The sequence below is a fragment of the Pseudomonas sp. TE3728 genome (assembly GCF_056279145.1).
The window spans coordinates 6,034,549-6,059,428 of record NZ_JBWBQT010000001.1; the positions used below are offsets into that span (position 1 = coordinate 6,034,549).

21 protein-coding genes are annotated in these 24,880 nt (G+C 58.0%); 16 read left to right on the top strand and 5 right to left on the bottom strand.

From position 1 onward, the window contains the following. The first annotated feature begins 26 nt into the window (after nt 1–26). Nucleotides 27–467, top strand: a complete 441-nt coding sequence (locus ACZ89R_RS26650; protein WP_429547588.1) for a GlcG/HbpS family heme-binding protein — start codon at nt 27–29, stop codon at nt 465–467. 214 nt (nt 468–681) lie between these two features. Continuing rightward, on the top strand, nt 682–1,140 hold the full coding sequence (locus ACZ89R_RS26655) for an REP-associated tyrosine transposase (protein ID WP_401177308.1): 459 nt from the start codon (nt 682–684) through the stop codon (nt 1,138–1,140). Between the two features lie 127 nt (nt 1,141–1,267). Here ACZ89R_RS26655 and ACZ89R_RS26660 read toward each other — a convergent pair whose 3' ends face one another. Continuing rightward, a complete protein-coding gene (locus ACZ89R_RS26660) occupies nt 1,268–1,876 on the bottom strand; it encodes a TetR/AcrR family transcriptional regulator (protein ID WP_429547587.1) in 609 nt (202 codons plus the stop codon). A 134-nt stretch (nt 1,877–2,010) separates the two neighbouring features. Here ACZ89R_RS26660 and ACZ89R_RS26665 point away from each other — a divergent pair, with 134 nt between their 5' ends. After that, nucleotides 2,011–2,925, top strand: coding sequence for a DUF808 domain-containing protein (locus ACZ89R_RS26665; RefSeq protein ID WP_429547586.1), 915 nt, complete (start codon nt 2,011–2,013; stop codon nt 2,923–2,925). Nucleotides 2,926–3,061: 136 nt separating this feature from the next. On the opposite strand, the gene ACZ89R_RS26670 is transcribed toward ACZ89R_RS26665, so the two are convergent. Beyond that, entirely contained in the window at nt 3,062–3,850 is a 789-nt protein-coding gene (locus ACZ89R_RS26670; protein WP_123496113.1) for an MlaA family lipoprotein, read from the bottom strand. Beyond that, a complete protein-coding gene (locus ACZ89R_RS26675; protein WP_429547585.1) occupies nt 3,843–5,141 on the bottom strand; it encodes a serine/threonine protein kinase in 1,299 nt (432 codons plus the stop codon). The genes ACZ89R_RS26670 and ACZ89R_RS26675 overlap by 8 nt, the downstream gene beginning before the upstream one ends. A 223-nt stretch (nt 5,142–5,364) precedes the next feature. On the opposite strand from ACZ89R_RS26675, the gene ACZ89R_RS26680 reads away from it, so the two are divergent. Continuing rightward, nucleotides 5,365–5,733 (top strand): hypothetical protein, encoded by a 369-nt coding sequence (locus ACZ89R_RS26680; RefSeq protein WP_427626745.1) that lies wholly within the window; start codon nt 5,365–5,367, stop codon nt 5,731–5,733. 83 nt (nt 5,734–5,816) lie between these two features. Here the strand turns inward: ACZ89R_RS26680 and ACZ89R_RS26685 are convergent, their stop codons facing one another. Next, nucleotides 5,817–7,412, bottom strand: a complete 1,596-nt coding sequence (locus ACZ89R_RS26685) for a glycoside hydrolase family 17 protein (protein WP_429547584.1) — start codon at nt 7,410–7,412, stop codon at nt 5,817–5,819. Between the two features lie 286 nt (nt 7,413–7,698). Between ACZ89R_RS26685 and ACZ89R_RS26690 the strand changes: the two genes are divergently transcribed. The 3 genes from ACZ89R_RS26690 (at nt 7,699) to ACZ89R_RS26700 (ending at nt 10,723) form a co-directional block, all read left to right on the top strand. Beyond that, nucleotides 7,699–8,550 carry a glycine betaine ABC transporter substrate-binding protein gene (locus ACZ89R_RS26690; protein ID WP_123496121.1) on the top strand — a complete coding sequence of 284 codons (852 nt, stop codon included), beginning with the start codon at nt 7,699–7,701 and terminating at the stop codon, nt 8,548–8,550. Between the two features lie 206 nt (nt 8,551–8,756). Continuing rightward, a complete protein-coding gene (locus ACZ89R_RS26695; RefSeq protein ID WP_007939152.1) occupies nt 8,757–9,068 on the top strand; it encodes a DUF485 domain-containing protein in 312 nt (103 codons plus the stop codon). Continuing rightward, on the top strand, nt 9,065–10,723 hold the full coding sequence (locus tag ACZ89R_RS26700; protein WP_429547583.1) for a cation acetate symporter: 1,659 nt from the start codon (nt 9,065–9,067) through the stop codon (nt 10,721–10,723). Before ACZ89R_RS26695 ends, ACZ89R_RS26700 begins: the two co-directional genes overlap by 4 nt. 937 nt (nt 10,724–11,660) lie before the next feature. Here the strand turns inward: ACZ89R_RS26700 and gltA are convergent. Beyond that, nucleotides 11,661–12,947 (bottom strand): citrate synthase, encoded by a 1,287-nt coding sequence (gene gltA, locus ACZ89R_RS26705; RefSeq protein ID WP_008071464.1) that lies wholly within the window; start codon nt 12,945–12,947, stop codon nt 11,661–11,663. 362 nt (nt 12,948–13,309) lie between these two features. Between gltA and sdhC the strand changes: the two genes are divergently transcribed. The 9 genes from sdhC (at nt 13,310) to sucD (ending at nt 24,681) form a co-directional block, all read left to right on the top strand. Further along, the gene (gene sdhC, locus ACZ89R_RS26710) at nt 13,310–13,684 is read left to right on the top strand and encodes a succinate dehydrogenase, cytochrome b556 subunit (RefSeq protein WP_032830362.1); all 375 of its coding nucleotides are present in this window, start codon (nt 13,310–13,312) and stop codon (nt 13,682–13,684) included. After that, nucleotides 13,678–14,046 (top strand): succinate dehydrogenase, hydrophobic membrane anchor protein, encoded by a 369-nt coding sequence (gene sdhD / locus ACZ89R_RS26715; protein ID WP_052967227.1) that lies wholly within the window; start codon nt 13,678–13,680, stop codon nt 14,044–14,046. Before sdhC ends, sdhD begins: the two co-directional genes overlap by 7 nt. Before the next feature lie 3 nt (nt 14,047–14,049). Then, complete coding sequence (gene sdhA, locus ACZ89R_RS26720; protein ID WP_429547582.1) at nt 14,050–15,822, top strand: succinate dehydrogenase flavoprotein subunit; 1,773 nt, start codon at nt 14,050–14,052, stop codon at nt 15,820–15,822. Nucleotides 15,823–15,833: 11 nt separating this feature from the next. Further along, nucleotides 15,834–16,538: a succinate dehydrogenase iron-sulfur subunit gene (locus ACZ89R_RS26725; protein ID WP_007898989.1), complete on the top strand. Its 705-nt coding sequence runs from the start codon at nt 15,834–15,836 to the stop codon at nt 16,536–16,538. A 262-nt stretch (nt 16,539–16,800) separates the two neighbouring features. Further along, a complete protein-coding gene (locus ACZ89R_RS26730) occupies nt 16,801–19,632 on the top strand; it encodes a 2-oxoglutarate dehydrogenase E1 component (protein WP_192345752.1) in 2,832 nt (943 codons plus the stop codon). Between the two features lie 42 nt (nt 19,633–19,674). Further along, a complete protein-coding gene (gene odhB / locus ACZ89R_RS26735) occupies nt 19,675–20,892 on the top strand; it encodes a 2-oxoglutarate dehydrogenase complex dihydrolipoyllysine-residue succinyltransferase (RefSeq protein WP_367374780.1) in 1,218 nt (405 codons plus the stop codon). A 110-nt stretch (nt 20,893–21,002) separates the two neighbouring features. Then, nucleotides 21,003–22,439, top strand: a complete 1,437-nt coding sequence (gene lpdA / locus ACZ89R_RS26740) for a dihydrolipoyl dehydrogenase (RefSeq protein ID WP_429547581.1) — start codon at nt 21,003–21,005, stop codon at nt 22,437–22,439. Between the two features lie 194 nt (nt 22,440–22,633). Further along, on the top strand, nt 22,634–23,800 hold the full coding sequence (sucC, locus tag ACZ89R_RS26745; RefSeq protein ID WP_007898980.1) for an ADP-forming succinate--CoA ligase subunit beta: 1,167 nt from the start codon (nt 22,634–22,636) through the stop codon (nt 23,798–23,800). Continuing rightward, nucleotides 23,800–24,681: a succinate--CoA ligase subunit alpha gene (gene sucD, locus ACZ89R_RS26750; RefSeq protein ID WP_123496133.1), complete on the top strand. Its 882-nt coding sequence runs from the start codon at nt 23,800–23,802 to the stop codon at nt 24,679–24,681. Before sucC ends, sucD begins: the two co-directional genes overlap by 1 nt. Nucleotides 24,682–24,880 lie beyond the last annotated feature (199 nt).

Consider the following 24,880-nt stretch of genomic DNA (forward strand, 5'->3'; position numbering starts at 1 on the left):
CCCAATAACAAAATGAGGACGGCACCATGAGCGCTTTAACCTTGAACGTCGCAGTCAACCTGGCCAACCAGGCCATCTCCGCAGGCCGCGCAATCTCTGCCGCGCCCTTGACCGTTGCCGTGCTGGACGCCGGCGGGCACTTGATAACGCTGCAGCGCGAAGACGGCGCCAGCTTGCTGCGCCCGCAGATCGCCATCGGCAAAGCCTGGGGCGCGATCGCCCTGGGCAAGGGCTCACGCCTGCTGGCCCAGGACGCCCAACAACGCCCGGCGTTCTTCGCCGCGCTGAATAGCCTGGGGCAGGGCAGCGTCGTCCCGGTACCGGGCGGCGTGTTGATTCGGGATCAGGATGGGAGTGTGTTGGGGGCGGTGGGCATCAGTGGTGATTTGTCTGATGTTGATGAGCAGTGTGCGATCAGGGCGATCGAGGCGCAGGGGTTGAGGGCGGATGCGGGGGTGACGGCTTGATTATTGGGTGACTGATCTACCGCCTTCGCGAGCAAGCCCGCTCCCACACGGGATCGTCGGTGGACACAAATTGTGTGAACACCGCAGATCAACGGTGGGAGCGGGCTTGCTCGCGAAGGCGATGTTCCAGACACATCCAGCTAAAAGTATGCCCCACTATCCGGTATTCGCTGATCTAGCCTTTTCATGATTTCATCCATGAAGGGGCAAAGGAATGCCTGAACTGTCAGCATCACATCGCCTGCGCATTGGTCGTTATGCAGAGCAAAACCGCATCTACCTACTGACGGCCAATACCCTTGGGCGGGAGCCTGTTTTCAAGGATTACACCTTGGGCAGGATGGTCGTACATCAATTCAAGCAAGCACAGGATCAGGGTTTTGCCGACTCCTTGGCCTTTGTGGTCATGCCTGACCATTTTCACTGGTTAATCCAGCTACAAAGAGGATCGCTGGGACAACTGATGTGTCAGACCAAATCGTTGAGTACTCGATCGATCAATGCGGCGGCTGGCAGGGTAGGCAGCCTTTGGCAACAGAGTTTTCATGATCATGCATTGCGGCGAGAGGAGGATTTGGTGAAGCTCGCTCGATATGTTGTCGCGAACCCATTGCGGGCGGGGCTGATTGAAAAGCTTGGCGACTATCCGTTGTGGGATGCTATCTGGGTTTGATGTGGGACCGAGTTGCCCCATTCGCGAGCAAGCCCGCTCCCACAGTTGATCTCGGTTGTTCACAGATTTTGTGTACGCAGTAGATCCAATGTGGGAGCGGGCTTGCTCGCGAAGGCCGCACCACGGTTTACCGATCCAGCTCACACCCCTTAAGCACCAACCGGATAATCGTCTGTGCCGCCGCTTCATAGTCGGCCTCATCCAATTTGGCCTTGCCGGTAACCGCAGAGATCTGCCAGTCAAAGTCGGCATAGGTCTGAGTCGCGGCCCAGATGCTGAACATCAGGTGGTTGGGGTCGATCGGGGCGATCTGGCCCCGGTCGATCCAGGTCTGGATGCAGTCGATGTTGTGCCTCGCCTGGCCGTTGAGCTGCTCGACCAGGTCAGGGCTCAGGTGCGGGGCGCCGTGCATGATTTCGCTGGCGAACACCTTGGAGGCGAAGGGCAGGTCACGGGAGATGCGGATTTTCGAGCGAATGTAGCCGCTCAGCACTTTGCTGGGCACGCCGTCGGCGTTGAACGGCGTCGAGGCCTGCAGGATTGGCTCGATGATGCTTTCCAGAACCTCGCGGTAGAGATTTTCCTTGGATTTGAAGTAGTAGTAGACGTTAGGCTTGGGCAGCCCGGCCTTGGCCGCGATGTCACTGGTTTTGGTCGCAGCGAAGCCCTTGTCGGCAAATTCTTCACTGGCGGCACGCAGGATCAGTTCTTTGTTGCGCTCGCGGATGGTGCTCATAAACCAAGGAGTTCCTTGCCTGTTCTGGCGGTTGCGCATGGTAGCACCGGCCTCGCGCGGCGCTCAAGAATGCCCCGTCTGGCCTCGGGTCGCGCTATGCTGCGCACCATTCATTCAAGAAGGAAACCTGATTCATGGCGGGAAGCAGTTTGCTGGTGCTGATCGACGACATCGCCACTGTACTGGACGATGTGGCGTTGATGACCAAAATGGCCGCGAAGAAGACCGCTGGCGTGCTTGGCGACGATCTGGCGCTCAACGCCCAGCAGGTTTCCGGCGTGCGTGCCGAGCGGGAAATCCCGGTGGTGTGGGCCGTGGCCAAAGGCTCGTTCCTCAACAAGCTGATCCTGGTGCCCTCGGCCTTGGCCATCAGTGCGTTCATTCCGTGGCTGGTCACGCCGTTGTTGATGGTCGGTGGCGCTTACCTGTGCTTCGAAGGTTTCGAGAAGCTCGCCCACAAATTCCTGCACAGCAAAGCTGAAGATCAGGCTGAACACGCAGAATTGGTCGAGGCTGTGGCCAACCCGGCGGTCGATCTGGTGACGTTCGAAAAGGACAAGATCAAAGGTGCGATCCGTACCGACTTCATTCTCTCGGCGGAAATCATCGCCATCACCCTGGGCACCGTGGCTGACGCTTCGCTGACCCAGCAAGTGATCGTGCTCTCGGGCATTGCCATTGTCATGACCATTGGCGTCTACGGCTTGGTGGCCGGCATCGTCAAACTCGACGACCTCGGTCAGTGGCTGGCCCTGAAGCCCGGGCAGATGGCCAAAAGCATCGGCGGCGGGATTCTGCGTGCAGCGCCGTACATGATGAAAAGCCTGTCGGTGATCGGTACCGCGGCGATGTTCTTGGTCGGCGGCGGGATTCTGACCCACGGCGTGCCGGTGGTTCATCACTGGATCGAGAGTGTCAGCGCGGGGGCTGGTGGGGCCGGGTTTATCGTGCCGACGTTGCTGAATGTGGTGGCCGGGATTGTGGCGGGTGCGGCGGTGTTGGTGGGAGTGATGGCGGTGAGCAAGACCTGGAAAGCAGTCAAAGGTTGAAGCCTGGCAATACGATCAAGTGTGGGAGCGGGCTTGCTCGCGAAGAGGTAATAACATTCAGCATCAATGTTGACTGTTATACCGCCTTCGCGAGCAAGCCCGCTCCCACATTTGTTTTGTGGTGTTGCCGATGCAATTACTCGGCGACCTGCAGCTTGCGCGACTCGGTGTACACGTAACGCACTTTTTCATATTCGAACGGCGTATTCAGCTGACCGTAGCGGAAGCTGTTCTGATAGCGCCTGTCGATGATGCGCAGTGCCAAGACTTCCGGATGGTTGGAGCTGACTTCGGCCACGTTCAGGAAGTTGATCGCTGATTCACCGGTGTAATCCACCACCAGGCCAGCCGTGTCACGCAGGTTCGACGGGCCGAGGATCGGCAGCACGAAGTAGGCGCCGCCCGGTACGCCGTAGAAGCCCAGTGTCTGACCGAAGTCTTCGCTCTGGCGCGGCAGCCCCATGGCGGTGGCCGGGTCCCACAGTCCGGCGACACCGATGGTGGTGTTGAGCAGCAGGCGCGCGGTGGTTTCCATCGAACGCTGACCTTTGAATTGCAGCAAACTGTTCACCAGGTTTGGCACATCGCCGACGTTGTTGAAGAAGTTGCTGACGCCGGTGCGCAGGAAACTTGGGGTGATGTAGCGATAGCCGTTGACCACGGGCAGGAACACCCATTGGTCGAAACGGTAGTTGAAGTGGTAGACGCGGCGGTTCCACTCTTCCAGCGGGTCGTAAACGTTCAATGCGTTGAGCGTCGAACGTTCGAATTCGCGTTGATCCAGCCCTGGATTGAATTTGAGTTTGCTCAGTGGTTGCTTGAAGCCGTCGCTATCGACCACCACAGGTGCATTGGCTTTGCTGTTGTCGGCGTTGGCGACGCCTGCACAGAGTAACGCTGCGATCAGCAGGGGGTATTTAGCCACGGAAAAACTCCAGCATGGCGTCGCTGTTGACGCGATAGTTGAGGTTGCCGCAATGGCCGCCCAATGGATAAACAGTCAAACGGTCGCCAAAGGTCTGGCGCAGAAACCCCAGGTCGCCAGGGCCGAGGATCACGTCGTCGGCGTTGTGCATGACGGCGATTTTCGGGCTGTCGTGCAGGTAATCCTTGAGTGCATACAGGCTGACCTGATCGATCAGTTGCAGCAGGCTGCCGCCATCGGTGCGGGCACGCCACATCGGGATGACCTGTTCGGTCAGGTAGCAGTCGAAGTCGCATTGCAGCGCGCGTTTGAGGAACGGCGTGAGGGTGGTGCCTTCGGTGATCGGGTATTTCGGTGGCGTGATCAGGCCGCGGCGGTTGATCAGGTCCGAGGTGAAGGCGATGTCCGCTGCCGAGAAACGGAACGAAGTGCCAATCAGCATGGCCATCTGCTCGTTGCTCAGGTGCTGCTTGGACTGCTGGAAGTCGTAGAGCAGGGCATCGTTGAGGTCGATGTAGCCCTTCTGCTGGAAGTAGCGGGTCAGTTTGTCCAGTACCAGTTCATAGAAGGTGGTGCTGTTGTTGATGCCCTTTACCTCTGTCTGTACCAGCTTGTCCAGGTTGGTGACCGAGGTGTAAAGGTTGACCGGTGGGTTGAGCAGCAAGACTTTCTTGAAATTGAAGCTGCGACGGGTTTCATCCAGGTGCGCGACAAATGCCGCATCCAGTGCGCCAAGGCTGTAACCGGTCAGGAAATAATCGGTGACCGGCAGCTTCGGGTTCTGCGCCCGCACGGCCTGCATCACCCGGTACATGTCTTCAGCATCCTCCTTGGTCACGCCCGGTGTGGCGAAACGCGAAGCGGCGGTCATGAAGTCGAAGCTGGTGGGCGACGACAGCTGCACCACGTGATAGCCGGCCTTGTAGTAGAGCTTTTTCAGGTACTCGTTGAGGGTGCTGTCATAGCGTGCACCCGTGCCGGAGATCAGGAAGATCAACGGTGCCGCTTGATCTTGCGTGGCGATGCGGTAGGTGAGTTTCTTCACCGGCCAGAAATTGTCCGGCAGGCTGAATTCACGCTCCGGGCGCAATGTGACGCTGCGATCCTCCTGATTGATATCGTCGTCCAGCGGCAACTCCGGGCGTAACTCCGGCGGTGTCGTGGCGATAGTCGCCTCGAACGGGTTGGTCAGGGGGTAGCCGTAACTGGCGGCATCAATGTCGGCCGCCAGTGCGGACGCACTTAAAATCAAGCCGCCAAACAGGGCGGCGCAGCGCAAGGAACGGAGCATGACTAGATCCCTTAGAGGAAGGTGCCGGATGAAGTTCGCAGGCTATGACCACAGGATTTGCGCCAAAGTGCCATGATGGGCACCAATCAGGCCTGATTTCGGAGCAACGGTAGCTGGACGATACACTTTGCAGCTATTTGATGAACAGTTATCTGTTGATGTCACTTGCTTACCGCGGGCGGGGGATTAAGCTGGCCGCCGATTTCGTTTATTGGAGTGTTTCATGTCCCGCCGTCTGCCCGTGATCCTGTTGCTCGTTCTTCTGCCATTGTGGCTGGCCGCCAGTTATGGCGCGCGTTATGGCTTCATGGAGGATGCGCAATGGGTCGGCATTTGCGTTGACGAGGCCAGTCGCTGGGAATGCCAGATTCGGTCGAACCTGGGCTTGATGATTCATTTCAAGGTGTTGGGCTGGACGGCAATGGCTGCCGCCGTGATTGGTTTTGTTCTGCCAGGGCGAGCGGGGTGGTGGCTGGCGGTGCTGGCGCTGGTGTTCGGGTTTCCGGCGCTGGCGTTGTACAACACCACGTTGGCGGTGTTTGCGGTGGTGATTGCTGCATTGCGTCTGGTCCGGGCTTCTCGTAGCGCCTGATAAAAAAGATCCCAGTCTGCGGCAGCGCCCACAGGCGCGTAGGAGCTGCCGAAGGCTGCGATCTTTTGATCTTGCTTTGTTGATCAGCCCTTGCGAACCCGCAAGCTGCGCCACAACGCCGCCACCATCAACACACTCACCAGCGCCCAACCCCAGGCCTGCTGGTTCTGCAAACCTTCTTGATACAACTGCGGCGCAATGCCGGCGCCGATGATGAAGGTCAGCAGGGCAATTTCCCGGCGTGGCACACTGACCGGACGGCACAGGTACACCAGCGCCGGCAGGATGAACGCGACACTCGGGAAGCTGCGATAACGCGGGTCGAATACCAGCTCCAGCATCATCACCGCCGCGGCAAAACCTGCCGCTGCCAGCCACCAGCCAGCGCGACGCTCCAGTGCATTGAAGGCGCGTTCACGCCAGCCGGTACGAGCGCTCAAGGCCAGCGCGGCATGGGCCAGCACCAACAGATTCAACCCCGTCAGCAAGGCGACCCACAGCCATTCACTGGCAAACCGTGTGGTGACCCGAGCCAAATCGCCCCAGGCACCCATCGAGCAGGCGGCCAGCGCGCCGAGCAGCGGCAGTACCAGCGCCGCACGGGTGCTGCGAACGCGACCGCCGAGGATCAGTGTGCCGATGAAGATCAACCCACCCAGCGCCAGCCATTGCGACCAGTACGGCACGTTCGAGACTGGCCCGGCGAGTACGCCTTTATCCTGGCGATCGGCGTCGAACAATCCCCAGTAACCCCCGACCGCACCTTCGCTGGCGCGTTTCCAGGGTTGGTCGAACGCCTCGATCAAGTTGTAATGCCAGCCTTGCTGTTCGGCCATGATCACAAAGCTGCGAATGAACTTGGCTTCATTGACCCGGCTCGGCAGGGCGGTTTCGCGCTGACGGCCTTCGCTCGGCCAGCCGGTTTCGCCAATCATCACGTCTTTGGGCGCAAATTTGTTGCCGAACACCTGACGCACTTCGGCTACATGCTGCAGCGCGGCGTCGATGTTCGACGGATCGTCTTCCCAGTACGGCAGCAAATGAATGGTCAGGAAGTCCACCGCCGGAGCGATTTCGGGATGCTTGAGCCAGAATTCCCAGACGTCGGCGTAGGTCACCGGTTGTTTGACCTGACTTTTGACCTTGTTAATCAGCGTCGCCAACTGTGCGCCGGTGACTTCCTTGCGCAGCAGGGTTTCATTACCTACGATCACCGAGGTCACTACATCGGCGTTGGCATTGGCCGAGGCGATCAGCAGGTCGACCTCCTTGGCGGTGTCCACCGGGTTGCTGTTGACCCAGGCGCCGATCATCAGCTTCAAGCCGTGCTTGCGTGCCAGGTCGGGCAGGGCCTCGAGGCCGGTCATGGAATAAGTACGGATGCATTCGAAACGGGTTGCCAGCAGTGCGAGGTCGGCGTCCATGCGCTCGGGGCGCAGTTTGAACGGCACGTCGAATGGCGATTGGTCTTTGTCGAACGGGGTGTAGGAGGCGCATTGCAGCTTGTGGGTTGCGCTGGCCACGTCCGGCAGGATCACCGGTTTGCCGAGTCCATACCAGAAGCCACCGAGGGCAAAAAGCCCCAGCAGGCAGGCAAATAAATAAGCAAGAAGAGGAAAGCGGGATGTCGCGGGCATGGTCAGGCCGTCTGGGAACAAAGCCGCGCATGTTACCTGCATTTGTCCCGCGCTTGGTGGCCCGCATAATTTTGACATGCAAAGTTCAGGCGGGGAGGCGGATGGATTTGCGACGGTTGCAATTAATGGCCTTCTGATGTCGTTTCTCGATGCCTTGAGGTCGCTGGCAGAGCAGGTCGCCGTTGGCGTCAGGTTGATCATCCAATCGTCAGTACTCCGCTGATGTTTGAACGAGTTTGCGGTGAGGCGTGATGGGGGCGCTGTGCACCATAACAATACGTTGAGCGGCTCGGCATCCGTCGAGCGCAGCACTTTCGGGGAAGTAACGATGAAGATGCGACGACTCTTGGGCGCAGGTGCCGCTTTGGTGCTGGCGATCAGTTCTACGATGGCCAGTGCTGAAGGCAAGGCAGTGACGATCGGTTATGTAGACGGCTGGTCGGACAGCGTCGCCACGACCAACGTGGCCGCGGAAGTGATCAGACAGAAACTCGGTTATGACGTGAAGCTGCAAGCGGTTGCCACCGGGATCATGTGGCAGGGTGTGGCCACTGGCAAACTCGACGCCATGCTGTCGGCGTGGCTGCCCGTGACCCACGGTGAATACTGGACCAAGAACAAGGATCAGGTCGTCGATTACGGCCCGAACTTCAAGGATGCAAAAATCGGCCTGATCGTGCCGGAGTACGTCAAGGCCAAGTCTATTGCCGATCTGAAAACCGACGACAGCTTCAAAAATCGTATCGTCGGTATCGATGCCGGTTCAGGCGTGATGCTCAAATCCGAGCAGGCGATCAAGGACTATGGCCTGGACGGCTATACCCTCAAGGCCAGTTCCGGCGCCGGCATGATTGCCGAGCTGACCCGTGCCGAGAAGAAAAACGAATCCATTGCCGTCACCGGTTGGGTGCCGCACTGGATGTTCGCCAAGTGGAAACTGCGTTTCCTGGAAGATCCGAAAGGCGTTTACGGTGCGGCTGAAACCGTAAATAGCATCGGTAGCAAGGGCCTGGATGCCAAAGCACCTGAAGTCGCGAAGTTCCTGAAGAACTTCCAATGGGCGTCGAAAGACGAAATCGGCGAAGTCATGTTGGCGATTCAGGAGGGTGCCAAGCCTGAAGCCGCAGCGAAGGATTGGGTGGCCAAACACCCGGATCGCGTTGCCGACTGGGTCAAATGATTTGATTTGAAGCGTCTAGTCAGTACCTCTCGAGGCCCCTTGGCATTTATGCCAAGGGGCCTTTTGCTTTTTTATGTGTTTAACGCATGCATGAGAAATGGCGACTCTGTCATGTCGTTCTAATACTAAGGTCGTCTGGAACCTGTCCGGCAGCCGCATAGAGTGGATACCGTTCCAACTAAATCTGTGCTGCGAGGATAAAAACAATGAACGACAGCATTTACCTCTCGATTCAAAACAGCCCGCGCTTCAAGGAGCTGGTCAGCAAGAGAGAACGATTCGCCTGGATTCTTTCAGCGATCATGCTTGGGCTGTACTCCGGATTCATTCTTTTGATTGCTTACGGACCGCATATCCTGGGCGCAAAAATCAGCCCCGAGTCCTCAATTACCTGGGGCATTCCGATCGGTGTCGGGCTGATCGTTTCGGCCTTTGTCCTGACGGGCATCTACGTGCGACGCGCCAACGGCGAATTCGACGACTTGAACAATGCGATTCTCAAGGAGGCTCAGCAATGATCCGGCGTCTAATGGCTCTATTGAGCATCGCAGCCTTCGCACCTGGCGCCTGGGCGGCTGAAGCCCTGACGGGTGCGGTACAGAAACAACCACTCAACATTTCCGCGATCCTGATGTTCGTGGCATTCGTGGGTGCAACCCTGTGCATCACTTATTGGGCTTCCAAGAAAAACAACTCGGCCGCCGACTACTATGCGGCGGGCGGCAAGATCACCGGTTTCCAGAACGGCTTGGCGATTGCCGGTGACTACATGTCCGCGGCGTCCTTCCTGGGTATTTCCGCCCTGGTGTTCACCTCCGGCTACGATGGCCTGATCTACTCGATCGGCTTCCTGGTGGGTTGGCCGATTATTCTGTTCCTGATCGCCGAGCGCCTGCGCAACCTGGGCAAATACACCTTTGCCGACGTGGCGTCCTACCGCCTCGGGCAAACCCAGATCCGCTCGCTGTCGGCATGCGGTTCGCTGGTGGTGGTGGCGTTCTACCTGATCGCGCAAATGGTGGGTGCTGGCAAGCTGATTCAGCTGTTGTTCGGTCTCGACTATCACGTTGCGGTGATCCTGGTCGGTATCCTGATGTGCCTGTACGTGCTGTTCGGCGGCATGCTGGCGACCACGTGGGTGCAGATCATCAAGGCGGTGCTGCTGCTGTCCGGTGCCTCGTTCATGGCGCTGATGGTGATGAAGCACGTCAACTTCGACTTCAACGCGCTGTTCTCCGAGGCGATCAAGGTTCACCCTAAAGGTGAGGCGATCATGAGCCCGGGCGGCCTGGTGAAAGATCCGATTTCGGCGTTCTCCCTCGGCCTGGCACTGATGTTCGGTACCGCTGGCCTGCCGCACATTCTGATGCGCTTCTTCACCGTGAGTGACGCTAAAGAAGCGCGTAAAAGCGTGCTGTATGCAACCGGCTTCATTGGCTACTTCTACATCCTGACCTTCATCATCGGCTTCGGCGCGATTCTGCTGGTCAGCACCAATCCGGCTTTCAAAGATGCGGCTGGCGCGCTGATGGGCGGCAATAACATGGCAGCGGTGCATTTGGCCAATGCGGTGGGGGGCAGTATCTTCCTGGGCTTCATCTCGGCGGTGGCGTTCGCAACCATCCTGGCGGTGGTGGCTGGTCTGACCCTGGCCGGTGCTTCGGCGGTGTCCCATGACCTGTACGCCAGTGTGATCAAGAAGGGCAAGGCCAACGAGAAGGACGAGATCCGTGTCTCGAAAATCACCACCATCGCTCTGGCGGTGCTGGCGATCGGCTTGGGTATTCTGTTCGAGAAGCAGAACATCGCGTTCATGGTGGGCCTGGCGTTCTCCATCGCGGCGAGCTGTAACTTCCCGGTACTGCTGCTTTCGATGTACTGGAAGAAGCTGACGACTCGCGGTGCGATGATCGGCGGCTGGCTGGGTCTGGTCAGTGCAGTTGGCTTGATGGTGTTGGGGCCAACCATCTGGGTGCAGATCCTGGGTCACGAGAAGGCGATCTTCCCGTATGAATACCCGGCGTTGTTCTCCATGGGCATAGCGTTTGTCGGGATCTGGTTCTTCTCGGTCACTGACAAGTCCGCCGAAGGTGTGAGCGAGCGGGCGCTGTTCTTCCCGCAGTTTGTTCGTTCGCAGACCGGGTTGGGGGCGAGTGGGGCGGTTTCGCACTAAGGCTTCTATATATAAGCAGCGTTAAAACGAATGCCCCGGTCGAGAGATCGGGGCATTTTTTATTGGGCGGTTATCGGACTCTGTTCGGCTTGCTCGCGTAGGCTGCCTGATAGCGGGCCGGGCTCTTTGAACGTGTACATATCCGTTTCTGCGGTTACGGCCGCCTATGGTTTCGCTCTTACAGCGAGTCACTTTCGAAAAGCGCGAAAATAACCAAAGCGCTCTTGCCCCGCCATTCGGTGCCTCGCTTAGGCTCGGCATGCCCTCACTCCGGCATTGCTCCGGGGGCCCGCCGCCATCGGCCATCCATGGCCGGGGGCGGCTACCGCGGCATCCTTGCCGCGGTGCCCCCTACGCAACGCCTGCGTTCGGCCTCTGGGAAAGGGGCGAAAGATCAAGATCAAAAGCCAAAGCAACAGCAAGATCAACAGCTTCGCGAGCAAGCCCGCTCCCACAAAAAATCAGAGCACATCCAAAATCAGAGCCATCCGCTCTGCTTTTCACCACTAAACAGGCCGAGCGTTAGCTCGCCTGCAGCTTTTGATCTTGATGCACCGCCCCCTCGAGAGGCCGAGTGGAGGTTCTGCGCAGTGGGCAACCCGGCATGGATGCCGGGTTAGCCGCCCCCGGCCATGGATGGCCGATGGCGGTGGGCCCACGGAGCAGGACCGGAGCGAGGGCATGCCGAGCCTGGGCGAGGCACCGAACGAAAGGGGCAAGAGCGTTTTGGTTACTTTGGCGCTTTTCCAAAGTGACCCGCTGTAAGAGCGGAACCGCCAGCCGGCGCAACCGAAGAAACGGATATGTACACAACCACAGAGCCCGGTCGGCCCTCAGGCCGCCGCGTAACTCAACGTCAGGCACAAACAAAAACGGCCCCTATCCAATAGAGGCCGTTTCCGGTGCAGCTTAAGACGTTATCGCAAGACAGCGCTTATCAGCGGTCTTCAAGCCGAGTGATATCACGCGACTCATAGCCAGTGTACAGCTGACGCGGACGGCCAATCTTGTACGGGCTGGAGAGCATTTCTTTCCAGTGGGAAATCCAGCCGACAGTCCGCGCCAGAGCGAAGATCACGGTGAACATGCTGGTTGGAATGCCGATCGCCTTGAGGATGATCCCCGAGTAGAAGTCGACGTTCGGGTACAGCGAGCGTTCGATGAAGTACGGATCGGTCAGGGCGATCTCTTCCAGGCGCATGGCCAGTTCGAGTTGCGGATCGTTGGTGATGCCCAGCTCTTTCAGCACTTCGTCGCAGGTTTGCTTCATGACGGTGGCGCGTGGGTCGCGGTTTTTGTAAACCCGGTGACCGAAGCCCATCAGTTTGAACGGATCGTTCTTGTCCTTGGCCTTGGCGATGTACTTGTCGATGTTCGAAACATCGCCAATCTCGTCAAGCATGGTCAGAACGGCTTCGTTCGCACCGCCGTGGGCAGGGCCCCACAGCGCAGCGATACCGGCGGCGATACAGGCGAACGGGTTGGCACCCGACGAGCCGGCCAGACGTACGGTAGAAGTCGATGCGTTCTGCTCGTGGTCGGCATGGAGGATGAAGATCCGGTCCATGGCCTTGGCGAGTACCGGGCTGATCGGTTTGATCTCGCACGGGGTGTTGAACATCATGTGCAGGAAGTTTTCCGCGTACGACAGGTCGTTGCGCGGGTACATCATGGGTTGGCCCATGGAGTACTTGTAAACCATTGCGGCCAGGGTCGGCATCTTGGCAACCAGGCGGATCGCGGAGATTTCGCGATGCTGCGGGTTATTGATGTCGAGGGAGTCGTGGTAGAAGGCCGAGAGGGCACCCACTACGCCGCACATGACGGCCATCGGGTGGGCGTCGCGACGGAAGCCGTTGAAGAAGGTCTTCAATTGCTCGTGAACCATGGTGTGGTTCTTCACGGTGCCGACGAACTGGGCCTTTTGTTCTGCGGTCGGCAATTCGCCATTGAGCAGCAGATAGCAGGTTTCCAGGTAGTCCGACTTTTCAGCCAGCTGTTCGATCGGGTAGCCGCGGTGCAGCAAAATGCCGTTGTCGCCGTCGATATAGGTGATCTTCGACTCGCAGGAGGCAGTCGACATGAAACCAGGGTCAAAGGTGAAACGGCCCGTGGCCGTCAGGCCCCGAACGTCGATAACATCGGGACCAACGGTGCCGGTTAAAATGGGCAGCTCGACGGGGGCTGCGCCCTCGATGATCAACTGCGCTTTTTTGTCAGCCATGTGGCCTCCTATTTATGCTTGAAATCATCAGACAGACCCCCCACGCAGGGCCCGCACCACTATAGTGAGATAAATTCGAATGTCAATTTGCCTAAAGTCTTGCTCCAGAAGGCTTTAACCGGACTTTTTCCTCGAAATTGACTGCCATTTACGCCTTTTATGTCACTTGTGCAATCAGCTATTAGGGGAAGGTGAACGCGTTGTCATTAGTAGCCTAACTGTCTATACTCGGCCACCGACCGCCAGGGGCTTTTGGGCCTGCTTTATTGGGGGTCGCATCCCTGGGTGGTGGTTACCTGACCAGTGCACTCCCCAACAACTTTGCCCTGATTGTTAGGGGCTCTTCAGTGTGAAAAAAAGCCGTGAAAAGCCAACGACCTGTAAACCTAGACCTAAGGACCATCAAACTCCCCATCACCGGCGTTACGTCGTTTCTTCACCGTGTTTCCGGCATCATCCTCTTCCTGGGCCTTGGCTTCATGCTTTATGCATTGGGCAAGTCTCTGGGTTCCGAGGAAGGTTTTGCCGAGGTGAAGGCATGCTTGACCAGCCCGCTGGCCAAGTTCGTAGCATGGGGCCTCCTGTCCGCTCTTCTGTATCACCTGGTAGCCGGTGTGCGCCATTTGATTATGGATATGGGCATCGGTGAGACGCTGGAAGGCGGCAAACTGGGCTCGCAAATCATTATCGCCGTATCTGCGGTGTTGATCGTTCTGGCGGGAGTTTGGATATGGTAACCAGCGTTACGAACCTGTCGCGTTCGGGCCTCTATGACTGGATGGCACAGCGTGTGTCTGCGGTCGTTCTCGCGGCTTATTTCATCTTCCTGATCGGATACCTCGTTGCGAATCCTGGCATTGGCTACACCCAATGGCACGAACTGTTCGCAAGCAACTGGATGCGTATCTTCAGTCTGCTGGCCCTTGTAGCCCTGGGCGCTCACGCCTGGGTCGGCATGTGGACCATCGCGACTGACTACCTGACGCCGATGGCGCTGGGCAAGTCCGCGACTGCAGTACGTTTCCTTTTCCAGGCAGTATGCGGCGTTGCGATGTTCGCTTACTTCGTCTGGGGTGTGCAGATTCTCTGGGGTATCTGATCCATGGCTAACATTCCAACGATTTCTTTCGACGCCATCATTATTGGTGGCGGCGGTGCCGGCATGCGCGCAGCGCTGCAACTGGCACAAGGCGGTCACAAGACTGCCGTGATCACCAAGGTTTTCCCTACCCGTTCGCACACCGTGTCGGCCCAGGGCGGCATCACTTGCGCCATTGCGTCTGCCGATCCGAACGATGACTGGCGCTGGCACATGTACGATACCGTCAAGGGTTCCGACTATATCGGTGACCAGGACGCTATCGAATACATGTGTCAGGAAGGTCCTGCCGCCGTATACGAGTTGGACCACATGGGTATGCCGTTCTCGCGTACCGAACAAGGTCGTATCTATCAGCGTCCGTTCGGTGGTCAGTCCAAGGACTACGGTAAAGGTGGCCAGGCCGCCCGTACGTGCGCTGCTTCCGACCGTACCGGTCACGCGCTGCTGCACACCCTTTATCAGGGCAACCTGAAAGCTGGCACCACGTTCCTGAACGAGTACTACGCTGTTGATCTGGTGAAAAACCAGGAAGGCGCATTCGTCGGCGTGATTGCCATCTGCATCGAAACCGGCGAAACCACCTACATCCGCGCCAAGGCCACCGTACTGGCCACCGGCGGTGCAGGTCGTATCTACGCTTCGACCACCAACGCCCTGATCAATACCGGTGACGGCGTTGGTATGGCGCTGCGTGCCGGCGTACCGGTACAAGACATCGAAATGTGGCAGTTCCACCCGACCGGCATCGCCGGCGCCGGTGTACTGGTTACCGAAGGTTGCCGTGGTGAAGGTGGTTACCTGATCAACAAGCACGGCGAGCGTTTCATGGAGCGTTATGCTCCGAACGCCAAAGACCTTGCCGGTCGTGACGTCGTTGCCCGTTCGATGGTTAAAGAGATCATCGCCGGCAACGGTTGCGGTCCGAATGGCGACCACGTAATGCTCAAACTCGACCACTTGGGCGAGGAAGTGCTGCACAGCCGTCTGCCAGGCATCTGCGAACTGTCCAAGACTTTCGCACACGTTGACCCTGTTGTTGCTCCGGTTCCGGTCGTTCCGACCTGCCACTATATGATGGGCGGCGTTCCGACCAACATTCACGGTCAGGCAATCACCCAGAACGACGAAGGCGTCGACGAAATCATCCCTGGCCTGTTCGCAGTGGGTGAAGTGGCGTGCGTATCGGTTCACGGCGCCAACCGTCTGGGCGGCAACTCGCTGCTTGACCTGGTGGTATTCGGCCGCGCTGCCGGCCTGCACCTGGAAAAAGCGCTGAGCGACGGTATCGAATACGATGACGCCACCGACGCCGACATCAACGCGGCCCTGGCACGTCTGTCCGCTCTGAACGAGCGTACCGAAGGTGAAGACGTGGCAACCCTGCGTCGCGAACTGCAAAGCTGCATGCAGAACTACTTCGGTGTGTTCCGTACCGGCGAATACATGCAGAAGGGTATTGCTCAGCTGGCTGATCTGCGTGGCCGTATCGCCAACGTCAAGATCAACGACAAAAGCCAGGCGTTCAACACGGCGCGTATCGAAGCGCTGGAACTGCAGAACCTGCTGGAAGTGGCCGAAGCCACTGCTATCGCTGCAGAAGTGCGCAAAGAGTCCCGCGGTGCTCACGCCCGTGAAGACTTCGAAGACCGTGACGATGAAAACTGGCTGTGCCACACCCTGTACTTCCCGGGTGACAAGCGCGTTACCAAGCGTGCTGTGAACTTCTCGCCGAAGACTGTTCCGACTTTTGAACCTAAGATTCGGACTTATTAAGGGTGGCCGCCATGTTGCAAGTCAGTGTTTATCGTTACAACCCTGATCAGGACGCTGCGCCGTTCATGCAGGAATTCCAGGTTGATACCGGTGGTAAAGACCTGATGGTGCTGGACGTGCTGGCCCTGATCAAAGAGCAGGACGAAGGTTTCTCCTATCGTCGCTCTTGCCGTGAAGGTGTTTGCGGTTCCGACGGCATGAACATCAACGGCAAAAACGGTCTGGCATGCATCACGCCGCTGTCTGCCGTCGTTAAACGTAACAAGCTGATCGTTCGTCCGCTGCCAGGTTTGCCGGTTATCCGTGACCTGGTCGTCGATATGAGCATCTTCTACAAGCAATATGAAAAGGTTAAGCCATACCTGCAGAACGACACGCCGGCTCCGGCCATCGAGCGTCTGCAGTCCCCTGAAGAGCGTGAAAAGCTCGACGGTCTGTACGAGTGCATCCTGTGCGCTTGCTGCTCGACTTCGTGCCCGTCCTTCTGGTGGAACCCGGACAAGTTCCTGGGTCCGGCTGCTCTGCTGCAAGCCTATCGCTTCCTGGCAGACAGCCGCGACAACAAGACATCCGAGCGTCTGGCTTCGCTGGATGACCCGTTCAGCGTATTCCGCTGCCGGGGCATCATGAACTGCGTCAACGTTTGTCCGAAAGGCCTGAACCCGACTAAGGCCATCGGTCACATCCGTAACATGTTGCTGCAAAGCGGCGTGTGATTCAGCTGCTGTACCCGTAGGACCGCTGTACCCGTAGATGCTGCGGCGCAGGCTTCAACCGGCGCCGTAGTTTTAACCTGAGCAGCAGCTTAAAAGGCTGCCGCTCTTATTTTGAAGAAATGAGACAAGCAGGGGCATCCGGGCTGGTACCCGGACTATCAGCGTGATCCTAAGTGGCTTGTTTTAGTCGCTGCATTCGGACTTCTGCAAGTTTGCTCGGTGTCGACGCCGGTGGTGTTCCCCTAACCGAGGGTGACCAAGCATGCAAGAAAGCGTGATGCAGCGCATGTGGAACAGCGCCTACCTATCCGGTAGTAACGCTGCCTATGTGGAAGAGCTCTACGAGCTCTACCTGCACGACCCTAACGCTGTGCCAGAAGAGTGGCGCACCTACTTCCAGAAGTTGCCTGCTGATGGCAACCCTGTCACCGATGTTTCGCACTCCACAATTCGCGATCATTTCGTCTTGCTGGCAAAGAACCAGCGCCGCGCCCAACCGGTTTCCGCCGGTAGCGTGAGCAGTGAGCACGAGAAGAAGCAAGTTGAAGTGCTGCGATTGATCCAGGCCTACCGTATGCGTGGCCACCAGGCAGCCCAGCTTGACCCGCTGGGGCTGTGGCAGCGTCCTGCACCTGCAGACCTGTCAATCAATCATTACGGCTTGACCAATGCCGATCTTGATACGACCTTCCGTGCCGGCGACCTGTTCATCGGCAAAGAGGAGGCGAGCCTACGCGAAATTCACGAAGCGTTGCAGCAGACATATTGCCGCACCATCGGCGCTGAATTTACGCATATCACCGATTCCGAGCAGCGCCAGTGGTTCCAGCAGCGTCTGGAAAGCGTGCGCGGCCGTCCGACGTACTCCGTCGACATCAAGAGCCACCTGCTTGAGCGCGTCACCGCTGGCGAAGGCCTGGAAAAATACCTCGGGACCAAATACCCGGGTACCAAGCGTTTCGGTCTGGAAGGCGGCGAGAGCCTGATTCCGATGCTCGACGAGCTGATCCAGCGTTCCGGTTCCTATGGCACCAAGGAAATCGTGATTGGCATGGCCCACCGTGGCCGTCTCAACGTGCTGGTCAACACCTTTGGCAAGAACCCGCGCGAGCTGTTCGACGAGTTCGAAGGCAAGAAGAAGGTCGAGCTGGGTTCCGGTGACGTCAAGTATCACCAGGGCTTCTCGTCCAACGTGATGACCACCGGTGGTGAAGTTCACCTGGCCATGGCCTTCAACCCTTCACACCTGGAAATCGTTTCCCCGGTGGTCGAGGGTTCGGTTCGCGCCCGTCAGGATCGTCGTAACGACCCTACCGGCGAGAAGGTTCTGCCGATCTCCATCCACGGTGACGCGGCATTTGCCGGTCAAGGTGTGGTCATGGAAACCTTCCAGATGTCGCAGACCCGCGGTTTCAAGACCGGCGGCACCGTGCACATCGTGATCAACAACCAGGTCGGTTTCACCATCAGCAACCCGCTGGACTCGCGCTCCACCGAGTACGCGACCGACGTTGCGAAGATGATCCAGGCACCGATCCTCCATGTGAATGGTGATGATCCGGAAGCCGTGTTGTTCGTGACCCAACTGGCCATCGACTACCGCATGCAGTTCAAGCGTGACGTGGTAATCGATATGGTCTGCTACCGTCGTCGTGGCCACAACGAGGCCGACGAGCCTAGCGGCACCCAGCCAATCATGTACCAGCAGATCACCAAACAGCGCACCACCCGTGAGCTGTATGCCGATCGTCTGACCCAGAGCGGTGTGCTGGACGCAGAGCGTGTTCAGGCGAAAGTCGACGAATACCGCAATGCGCTGGACAACGGTCTGCATGTTGTAAAAAGCCTGGTCAAAGAGCCGAACAAAGAGTTGTTCGTGGACTGGCGTCCGTATCTGGGCCACGCCTGGACCGCGCGTCACGACACTCGTTTCGATCTGAAAACCTTGCAGGAACTGTCCGCCAAGCTGCTGGAAATTCCGGAAGGCTTCGTGGTTCAGCGCCAGGTTTCGAAAATCTACGAAGACCGTCAGAAAATGCAAGCCGGCGGCCTGCCGATCAACTGGGGTTACGCCGAAACCATGGCGTACGCGACCCTGGCGTTCGAAGGTCACCCGATTCGCATGACGGGCCAGGACATCGGTCGCGGTACGTTCTCGCACCGTCATGCTGTCTTGCACAACCAGAAAGACGCGGGTACCTACGTCCCGCTGCAAAACCTGTACAAGGGCCAGCCACGTTTCGACCTGTACGATTCGTTCCTGTCCGAAGAAGCCGTGCTGGCGTTCGAATACGGTTACTCGACCACCACGCCTGAGGCGCTGGTGATCTGGGAAGCCCAGTTCGGCGACTTCGCCAACGGTGCCCAAGTGGTTATCGACCAGTTCATCACCAGTGGCGAGCACAAGTGGGGTCGTCTCTGCGGTCTGACCATGCTGCTGCCGCACGGTTATGAAGGTCAGGGTCCGGAGCACTCTTCGGCCCGCCTGGAGCGTTACCTGCAACTGTGCGCCGAGCACAACGTTCAGGTTGCCGTCCCGACCACCCCGGCTCAGATCTACCACTTGCTGCGTCGTCAGGTGATTCGCCCGCTGCGCAAGCCGTTGATCGTCCTGACTCCGAAGTCGCTGCTGCGTCACAAACTGGCCATCTCGACCCTGGAAGATCTGGCCGAAGGTTCGTTCCAGACCGTTATCCCGGAAATCGATGCCCTGGACCCGAAAAAGGTCGAGCGCGTTGTTCTGTGTAGCGGCAAGGTCTACTACGACCTGCTGGAAAAACGCCGTGCCGAAGGTCGTGATGACATCGCCATCGTGCGTATCGAGCAGCTGTACCCATTCCCTGAGGACGACCTGAAAGAAGTCCTGGCTCCTTACACCAACGCCAAGCATGCCGTTTGGTGTCAGGAAGAGCCGATGAACCAGGGTGCCTGGTACTGCAGCCAACACCACTTGCGTCGTAGCATCAGTACGCTCAACAAGTCTCTCGTACTCGAGTACGCGGGCCGTGAGGCTTCTGCTGCACCTGCTTGTGGTTATGCATCGATGCACGCTGAGCAGCAGGAACAACTGCTGCAAGACGCCTTTACTGTTTAACGCCTTCGCGCACCTGAAACCGAATTTAAGGACCCACAGATAATGGCTATCGAAATCAAAGCCCCCACTTTCCCGGAATCGGTTGCCGATGGCACCGTTGCCACCTGGCACAAAAAACCGGGCGACGCCGTCAAGCGTGACGAACTGATCGTCGACATCGAAACTGACAAAGTCGTACTGGAAGTGTTGGCCACCGCTGATGGCGTGCTGGGCGCTATCGTCAAAAACGAAGGCGACACCGTTCTGTCCGACGAAGTTCTGGGCTCCATCGGTGAGGGCGGTGCTGCTGCCGCTCCAGCCGCCGCTGCTGCACCTGCTGCCGCTGCCGCTGCTCCTGCCGAAGCGGGCGAAGACGATCCTGTTGCTGCACCGGCTGCTCGCAAGCTGGCTGAAGAAAACGGCATCAACATCGCTTCCGTTGCCGGTACTGGCAAAGGCGGTCGTGTGACCAAGGAAGACGTTGTTGCCGCTGTAGCTGCCAAGAAAGCCGCTCCGGCTGCCGCGCCTGCCAAGGCTGCTGCGCCTGCCGCTGCTGCTCCAGTGTTCGCTGCCGGCGATCGCATCGAGAAGCGCGTACCGATGACCCGCGTTCGCGCCACCGTGGCCAAGCGTCTGGTTGAAGCTCAATCGAACATGGCGATGCTGACCACTTTCAACGAAGTCGACATGACCGAAGTCATGGCCCTGCGTTCGAAGTACAAGGATCTGTTCGAGAAGTCCCACAACGGCGTGCGCCTGGGCTTCATGTCGTTCTTCGTCAAGGCTGCCACCGAAGCGCTGAAACGCTTCCCGGCTGTCAACGCGTCGATCGACGGTGCTGACATCGTTTACCACGGCTACGCCGACGTCGGTGTTGCTGTTTCCAGCGACCGCGGCCTGGTTGTACCGGTTCTGCGTAACGCCGAACTGATGAGCCTGGCTGAAATCGAAGGCGGCATCGCTACCTTCGGCAAGAAGGCTCGTGACGGCAAGCTGTCGATGGATGAAATGACCGGTGGTACGTTCACCATCACCAACGGTGGTACCTTCGGTTCGATGATGTCGACTCCGATCGTCAACCCGCCACAAGCGGCCATCCTGGGCATGCACAACATTCTGCAGCGTCCTATGGCGATCAACGGCCAAGTCGTTATCCGTCCGATGATGTACCTGGCTCTGTCCTACGATCACCGTTTGATCGACGGCAAAGAAGCTGTGACCTTCCTGGTTACCATCAAGAACCTGCTGGAAGACCCGGCTCGTTTGCTGCTGGATATCTGATTTCGTTGCACGGGCCGCTCAGCGATGGACGGCCCTTCTGTAATGACCAGCTTCGTCCCACGACGGTCCCCAAAAGGGGCCGTCCGGTTTGATTCGAGAAGGAATGACACATGACTCAGAAATTCGACGTGGTAGTGATTGGCGCGGGCCCTGGCGGCTACGTGGCTGCCATTAAAGCAGCGCAATTGGGCCTCTCCACTGCCTGCATCGAGAAATACACCGACAAGGAAGGCAAACTGGCCCTCGGCGGTACTTGCCTGAACGTCGGCTGCATTCCATCCAAGGCGCTGCTGGACAGCTCCTGGAAGTTCCACGAAGCCCAAGACGGCTTCGCGATCCACGGTATCAACCACGCTGGCGTGACCATGGACGTGCCAGCAATGGTCGGCCGTAAAGCCAACATCGTCAAAGGCCTGACCTCGGGTGTTGCCACCCTGTTCAAGGCAAACGGTGTGACCTCGATCCAGGGCCACGGCAAACTGCTGGCCGGCAAGAAAATCGAAGTCACCAAGCCTGACGGTTCGGTAGAAATCATTGAAGCCGAGAACGTGATTCTGGCTCCAGGCTCGCGTCCGATCGACATTCCACCGGCTCCGGTCGACCAGAATGTGATCGTCGATTCGACTGGCGCGCTGGAATTCCAGTCCGTGCCAAAACGTCTGGGCGTGATTGGCGCTGGCGTGATCGGTCTGGAACTGGGTTCGGTTTGGTCCCGTCTGGGTGCAGAAGTTACCGTTCTCGAAGCGCTGGACACCTTCCTGATGGCCGCTGACGCTGCCGTTTCCAAGGAAGCGCTGAAAACCCTGACCAAACAAGGTCTGGACATCAAGCTGGGCGCTCGCGTTACCGGTTCCAAAGTGAACGGCGACGAAGTCGTTGTGAACTACACCGATGCCAACGGCGAACAGAACATCACTTTCGACAAGCTGATCGTAGCCGTTGGTCGCCGTCCGGTGACCACTGATTTGCTGGCTGCTGATTGCGGTGTGACCCTGGACGAGCGCGGTTTTGTGCACGTTGACGATCACTGCGCCACCACTGTACCGGGCGTTTACGCCATCGGTGACGTGGTTCGCGGCATGATGCTGGCACACAAGGCCTCGGAAGAGGGCATCATGGTTGTCGAGCGCATCAAGGGCCACAAAGCCCAGATGAACTATGACTTGATCCCGTCAGTTATTTATACTCACCCGGAAATCGCGTGGGTCGGCAAAACCGAGCAGGCCTTGAAGGCTGAAGGCGTTGAAGTTAACGTTGGCACCTTCCCGTTCGCAGCCAGTGGCCGTGCCATGGCAGCCAACGACACCGGCGGTTTCGTGAAAGTCATTGCCGATGCCAAGACTGACCGCGTATTGGGCGTCCACGTGATTGGCCCGAGCGCTGCAGAACTGGTTCAGCAGGGCGCGATCGGTATGGAATTCGGCACCAGCGCTGAAGACCTGGGCATGATGGTTTTCTCCCATCCGACCCTGTCTGAAGCCTTGCACGAAGCAGCTTTGGCTGTGAATGGCGGCGCCATCCACATCGCCAACCGCAAGAAGCGTTAAGACAATAAGAAACCACGGCGGTACGGCCCGTCGTGAGCCTTGCGTGCAAGACTCACCGCGGAATGTCCGCTGGACGCAGTCTTGCGTAGCTGCACCGGGTAACTGGAAAGCTACGCAAGCAGCAGTCACAGGTGGTGCGGCACCAGAACGGTGCAGCACCGAATGCGCAGTACCTAACGAAGACGGTAATAAGCATGAATCTTCACGAGTATCAGGGTAAGCAGCTGTTCGCTGAATACGGCCTGCCAGTTTCCACCGGCTACGCAGTAGACACCCCGGAAGCAGCAGCAGAAGCTTGCGACAAAATCGGCGGCACCGAGTGGGTTGTCAAAGCCCAGGTCCACGCTGGTGGTCGCGGTAAAGCGGGCGGCGTAAAGCTGGTTCGCAGCAAAGAAGACGCCAAAGCATTCGCTCAACAGTGGTTGGGCAAGCGTCTGGTGACTTACCAGACTGATGCCAATGGCCAGCCAGTCACCAAGATCCTGGTTGAATCGTGCACTGATATCGCTAAAGAGCTGTACCTGGGCGCTGTCGTTGACCGTTCGAGCCGTCGCATCGTGTTCATGGCTTCCACCGAAGGTGGCGTGGACATCGAGAAAATCGCTCACGACACCCCTGAGAAAATCCTCAAGGCCACTATCGATCCACTGGTTGGCGCTCAGCCATTCCAGGGTCGCGAGCTGGCATTCCAGCTGGGTCTGGAAGGCAAGCAAGTTGCTCAGTTCGCCAAGATATTTGTAGGTCTGGCCAAGCTGTTCAAGGATCACGACCTGGCTCTGCTGGAAGTGAACCCGCTGGTGATCAAGGCTGACGGCGACCTGCATTGCCTCGACGCCAAGATCAACATCGACGCCAACGCCATGTACCGTCAGCCTAAGCTGAAGACTTTCCACGATCCGTCGCAAGACGATCCGCGCGAAGCGCACGCTGCCAAGTTCGAACTGAACTACGTAGCACTGGAAGGCAACATCGGTTGCATGGTCAACGGTGCTGGCCTGGCCATGGGTACCATGGACATCGTCAACCTGCATGGCGGCAAACCAGCCAACTTCCTCGACGTGGGCGGCGGTGCTACCAAAGAACGCGTTACCGAAGCGTTCAAGATCATCCTGTCCGACACTAACGTCGCTGCAGTATTGGTCAACATCTTCGGCGGCATCGTTCGTTGCGACATGATTGCCGAAGGCATCATCGGCGCTGTGAAAGAAGTCGGCGTGAAAATCCCGGTTGTTGTTCGCCTTGAAGGCAACAACGCTGAGCTGGGCGCTAAAGTACTGGCAGAAAGCGGTTTGAACATCATCGCTGCTACCAGCCTGACCGACGCTGCTCAACAAGTTGTCAAAGCTGCGGAGGGCAAATAATGAGCGTCCTGATCAATAAAGACACCAAAGTTATCTGCCAGGGTATTACCGGTTCGCAAGGTAGTTTCCACACCCAGCAAGCCATCGAGTACGGCACCAAGATGGTTGGTGGTGTAACTCCAGGCAAAGGCGGCACCGAACACCTGGGTCTGCCAGTGTTCAACACCGTGAAAGATGCTGTAGCCGCCACTGGCGCCACCGCCAGCGTGATCTACGTTCCAGCACCTTTCTGCAAGGACTCCATCCTGGAAGCGGCATTCGGCGGCATCAAGCTGATCGTTTGCATCACTGAAGGCATTCCTACCCTGGACATGCTGGATGCCAAGGTCAAGTGCGACGAGCTGGGCGTAGTCCTGATCGGTCCTAACTGCCCAGGCGTGATCACTCCAGGCGAATGCAAGATCGGCATCATGCCAGGTCACATTCACTTGCCAGGCAAGGTCGGTATCGTTTCCCGTTCCGGCACCCTGACCTACGAAGCTGTGAAGCAGACTACTGACGCCGGTTTCGGTCAGTCGACTTGCGTCGGCATCGGTGGTGACCCGATCCCGGGTTCGAACTTCATCGACATCCTGAAGCTGTTCCAGGAAGACCCGAAGACCGAAGCGATCGTGATGATCGGCGAGATCGGCGGTTCGGCTGAAGAAGAAGCGGCTGCCTACATCAAGGCACACGTGACCAAACCGGTTGTTTCCTACATTGCTGGTGTGACTGCTCCTCCGGGCAAGCGCATGGGCCATGCTGGCGCAATCATCTCTGGCGGCAAAGGCACTGCAGACGAGAAGTTTGCTGCCCTGGAAGACGCAGGCGTTAAAACCGTGCGTTCGCTGGCAGACATCGGCAAGGCTTTGTCCGAGCTGACCGGTTGGGCGATCAAGTAAGCCTCGCGCTTAACTGACGCTTCGCCAAACAAAGGCCACCTTCGGGTGGCCTTTGTCATTTTCAAAGATCAAAAGATCGCAGCCTTCGGCAGCTCCTACAGTTGGAATGCGATCCCATGTAGGAGCTGCCGAAGGCTGCGATCTTTTGATCTTCAAGGAAAATTAGATATGTAAACGCGACATTGAAATGTCGCGTATC

Coding starts and splice junctions, on each gene's coding strand:
- ACZ89R_RS26650 (WP_429547588.1), top strand. CDS start 27: ATGAGCGCTTTAACCTTGAACGTCGCAGTCAACCTGGCCAACCAGGCC.
- ACZ89R_RS26655 (WP_401177308.1), top strand. CDS start 682: ATGCCTGAACTGTCAGCATCACATCGCCTGCGCATTGGTCGTTATGCA.
- ACZ89R_RS26660 (WP_429547587.1), bottom strand. CDS start 1,876: ATGAGCACCATCCGCGAGCGCAACAAAGAACTGATCCTGCGTGCCGCC.
- ACZ89R_RS26665 (WP_429547586.1), top strand. CDS start 2,011: ATGGCGGGAAGCAGTTTGCTGGTGCTGATCGACGACATCGCCACTGTA.
- ACZ89R_RS26675 (WP_429547585.1), bottom strand. CDS start 5,141: ATGCTCCGTTCCTTGCGCTGCGCCGCCCTGTTTGGCGGCTTGATTTTA.
- ACZ89R_RS26680 (WP_427626745.1), top strand. CDS start 5,365: ATGTCCCGCCGTCTGCCCGTGATCCTGTTGCTCGTTCTTCTGCCATTG.
- ACZ89R_RS26685 (WP_429547584.1), bottom strand. CDS start 7,412: ATGCAGGTAACATGCGCGGCTTTGTTCCCAGACGGCCTGACCATGCCC.
- ACZ89R_RS26690 (WP_123496121.1), top strand. CDS start 7,699: ATGAAGATGCGACGACTCTTGGGCGCAGGTGCCGCTTTGGTGCTGGCG.
- ACZ89R_RS26695 (WP_007939152.1), top strand. CDS start 8,757: ATGAACGACAGCATTTACCTCTCGATTCAAAACAGCCCGCGCTTCAAG.
- ACZ89R_RS26700 (WP_429547583.1), top strand. CDS start 9,065: ATGATCCGGCGTCTAATGGCTCTATTGAGCATCGCAGCCTTCGCACCT.
- gltA (WP_008071464.1), bottom strand. CDS start 12,947: ATGGCTGACAAAAAAGCGCAGTTGATCATCGAGGGCGCAGCCCCCGTC.
- sdhD (WP_052967227.1), top strand. CDS start 13,678: ATGGTAACCAGCGTTACGAACCTGTCGCGTTCGGGCCTCTATGACTGG.
- sdhA (WP_429547582.1), top strand. CDS start 14,050: ATGGCTAACATTCCAACGATTTCTTTCGACGCCATCATTATTGGTGGC.
- ACZ89R_RS26725 (WP_007898989.1), top strand. CDS start 15,834: ATGTTGCAAGTCAGTGTTTATCGTTACAACCCTGATCAGGACGCTGCG.
- ACZ89R_RS26730 (WP_192345752.1), top strand. CDS start 16,801: ATGCAAGAAAGCGTGATGCAGCGCATGTGGAACAGCGCCTACCTATCC.
- odhB (WP_367374780.1), top strand. CDS start 19,675: ATGGCTATCGAAATCAAAGCCCCCACTTTCCCGGAATCGGTTGCCGAT.
- lpdA (WP_429547581.1), top strand. CDS start 21,003: ATGACTCAGAAATTCGACGTGGTAGTGATTGGCGCGGGCCCTGGCGGC.
- sucC (WP_007898980.1), top strand. CDS start 22,634: ATGAATCTTCACGAGTATCAGGGTAAGCAGCTGTTCGCTGAATACGGC.
- sucD (WP_123496133.1), top strand. CDS start 23,800: ATGAGCGTCCTGATCAATAAAGACACCAAAGTTATCTGCCAGGGTATT.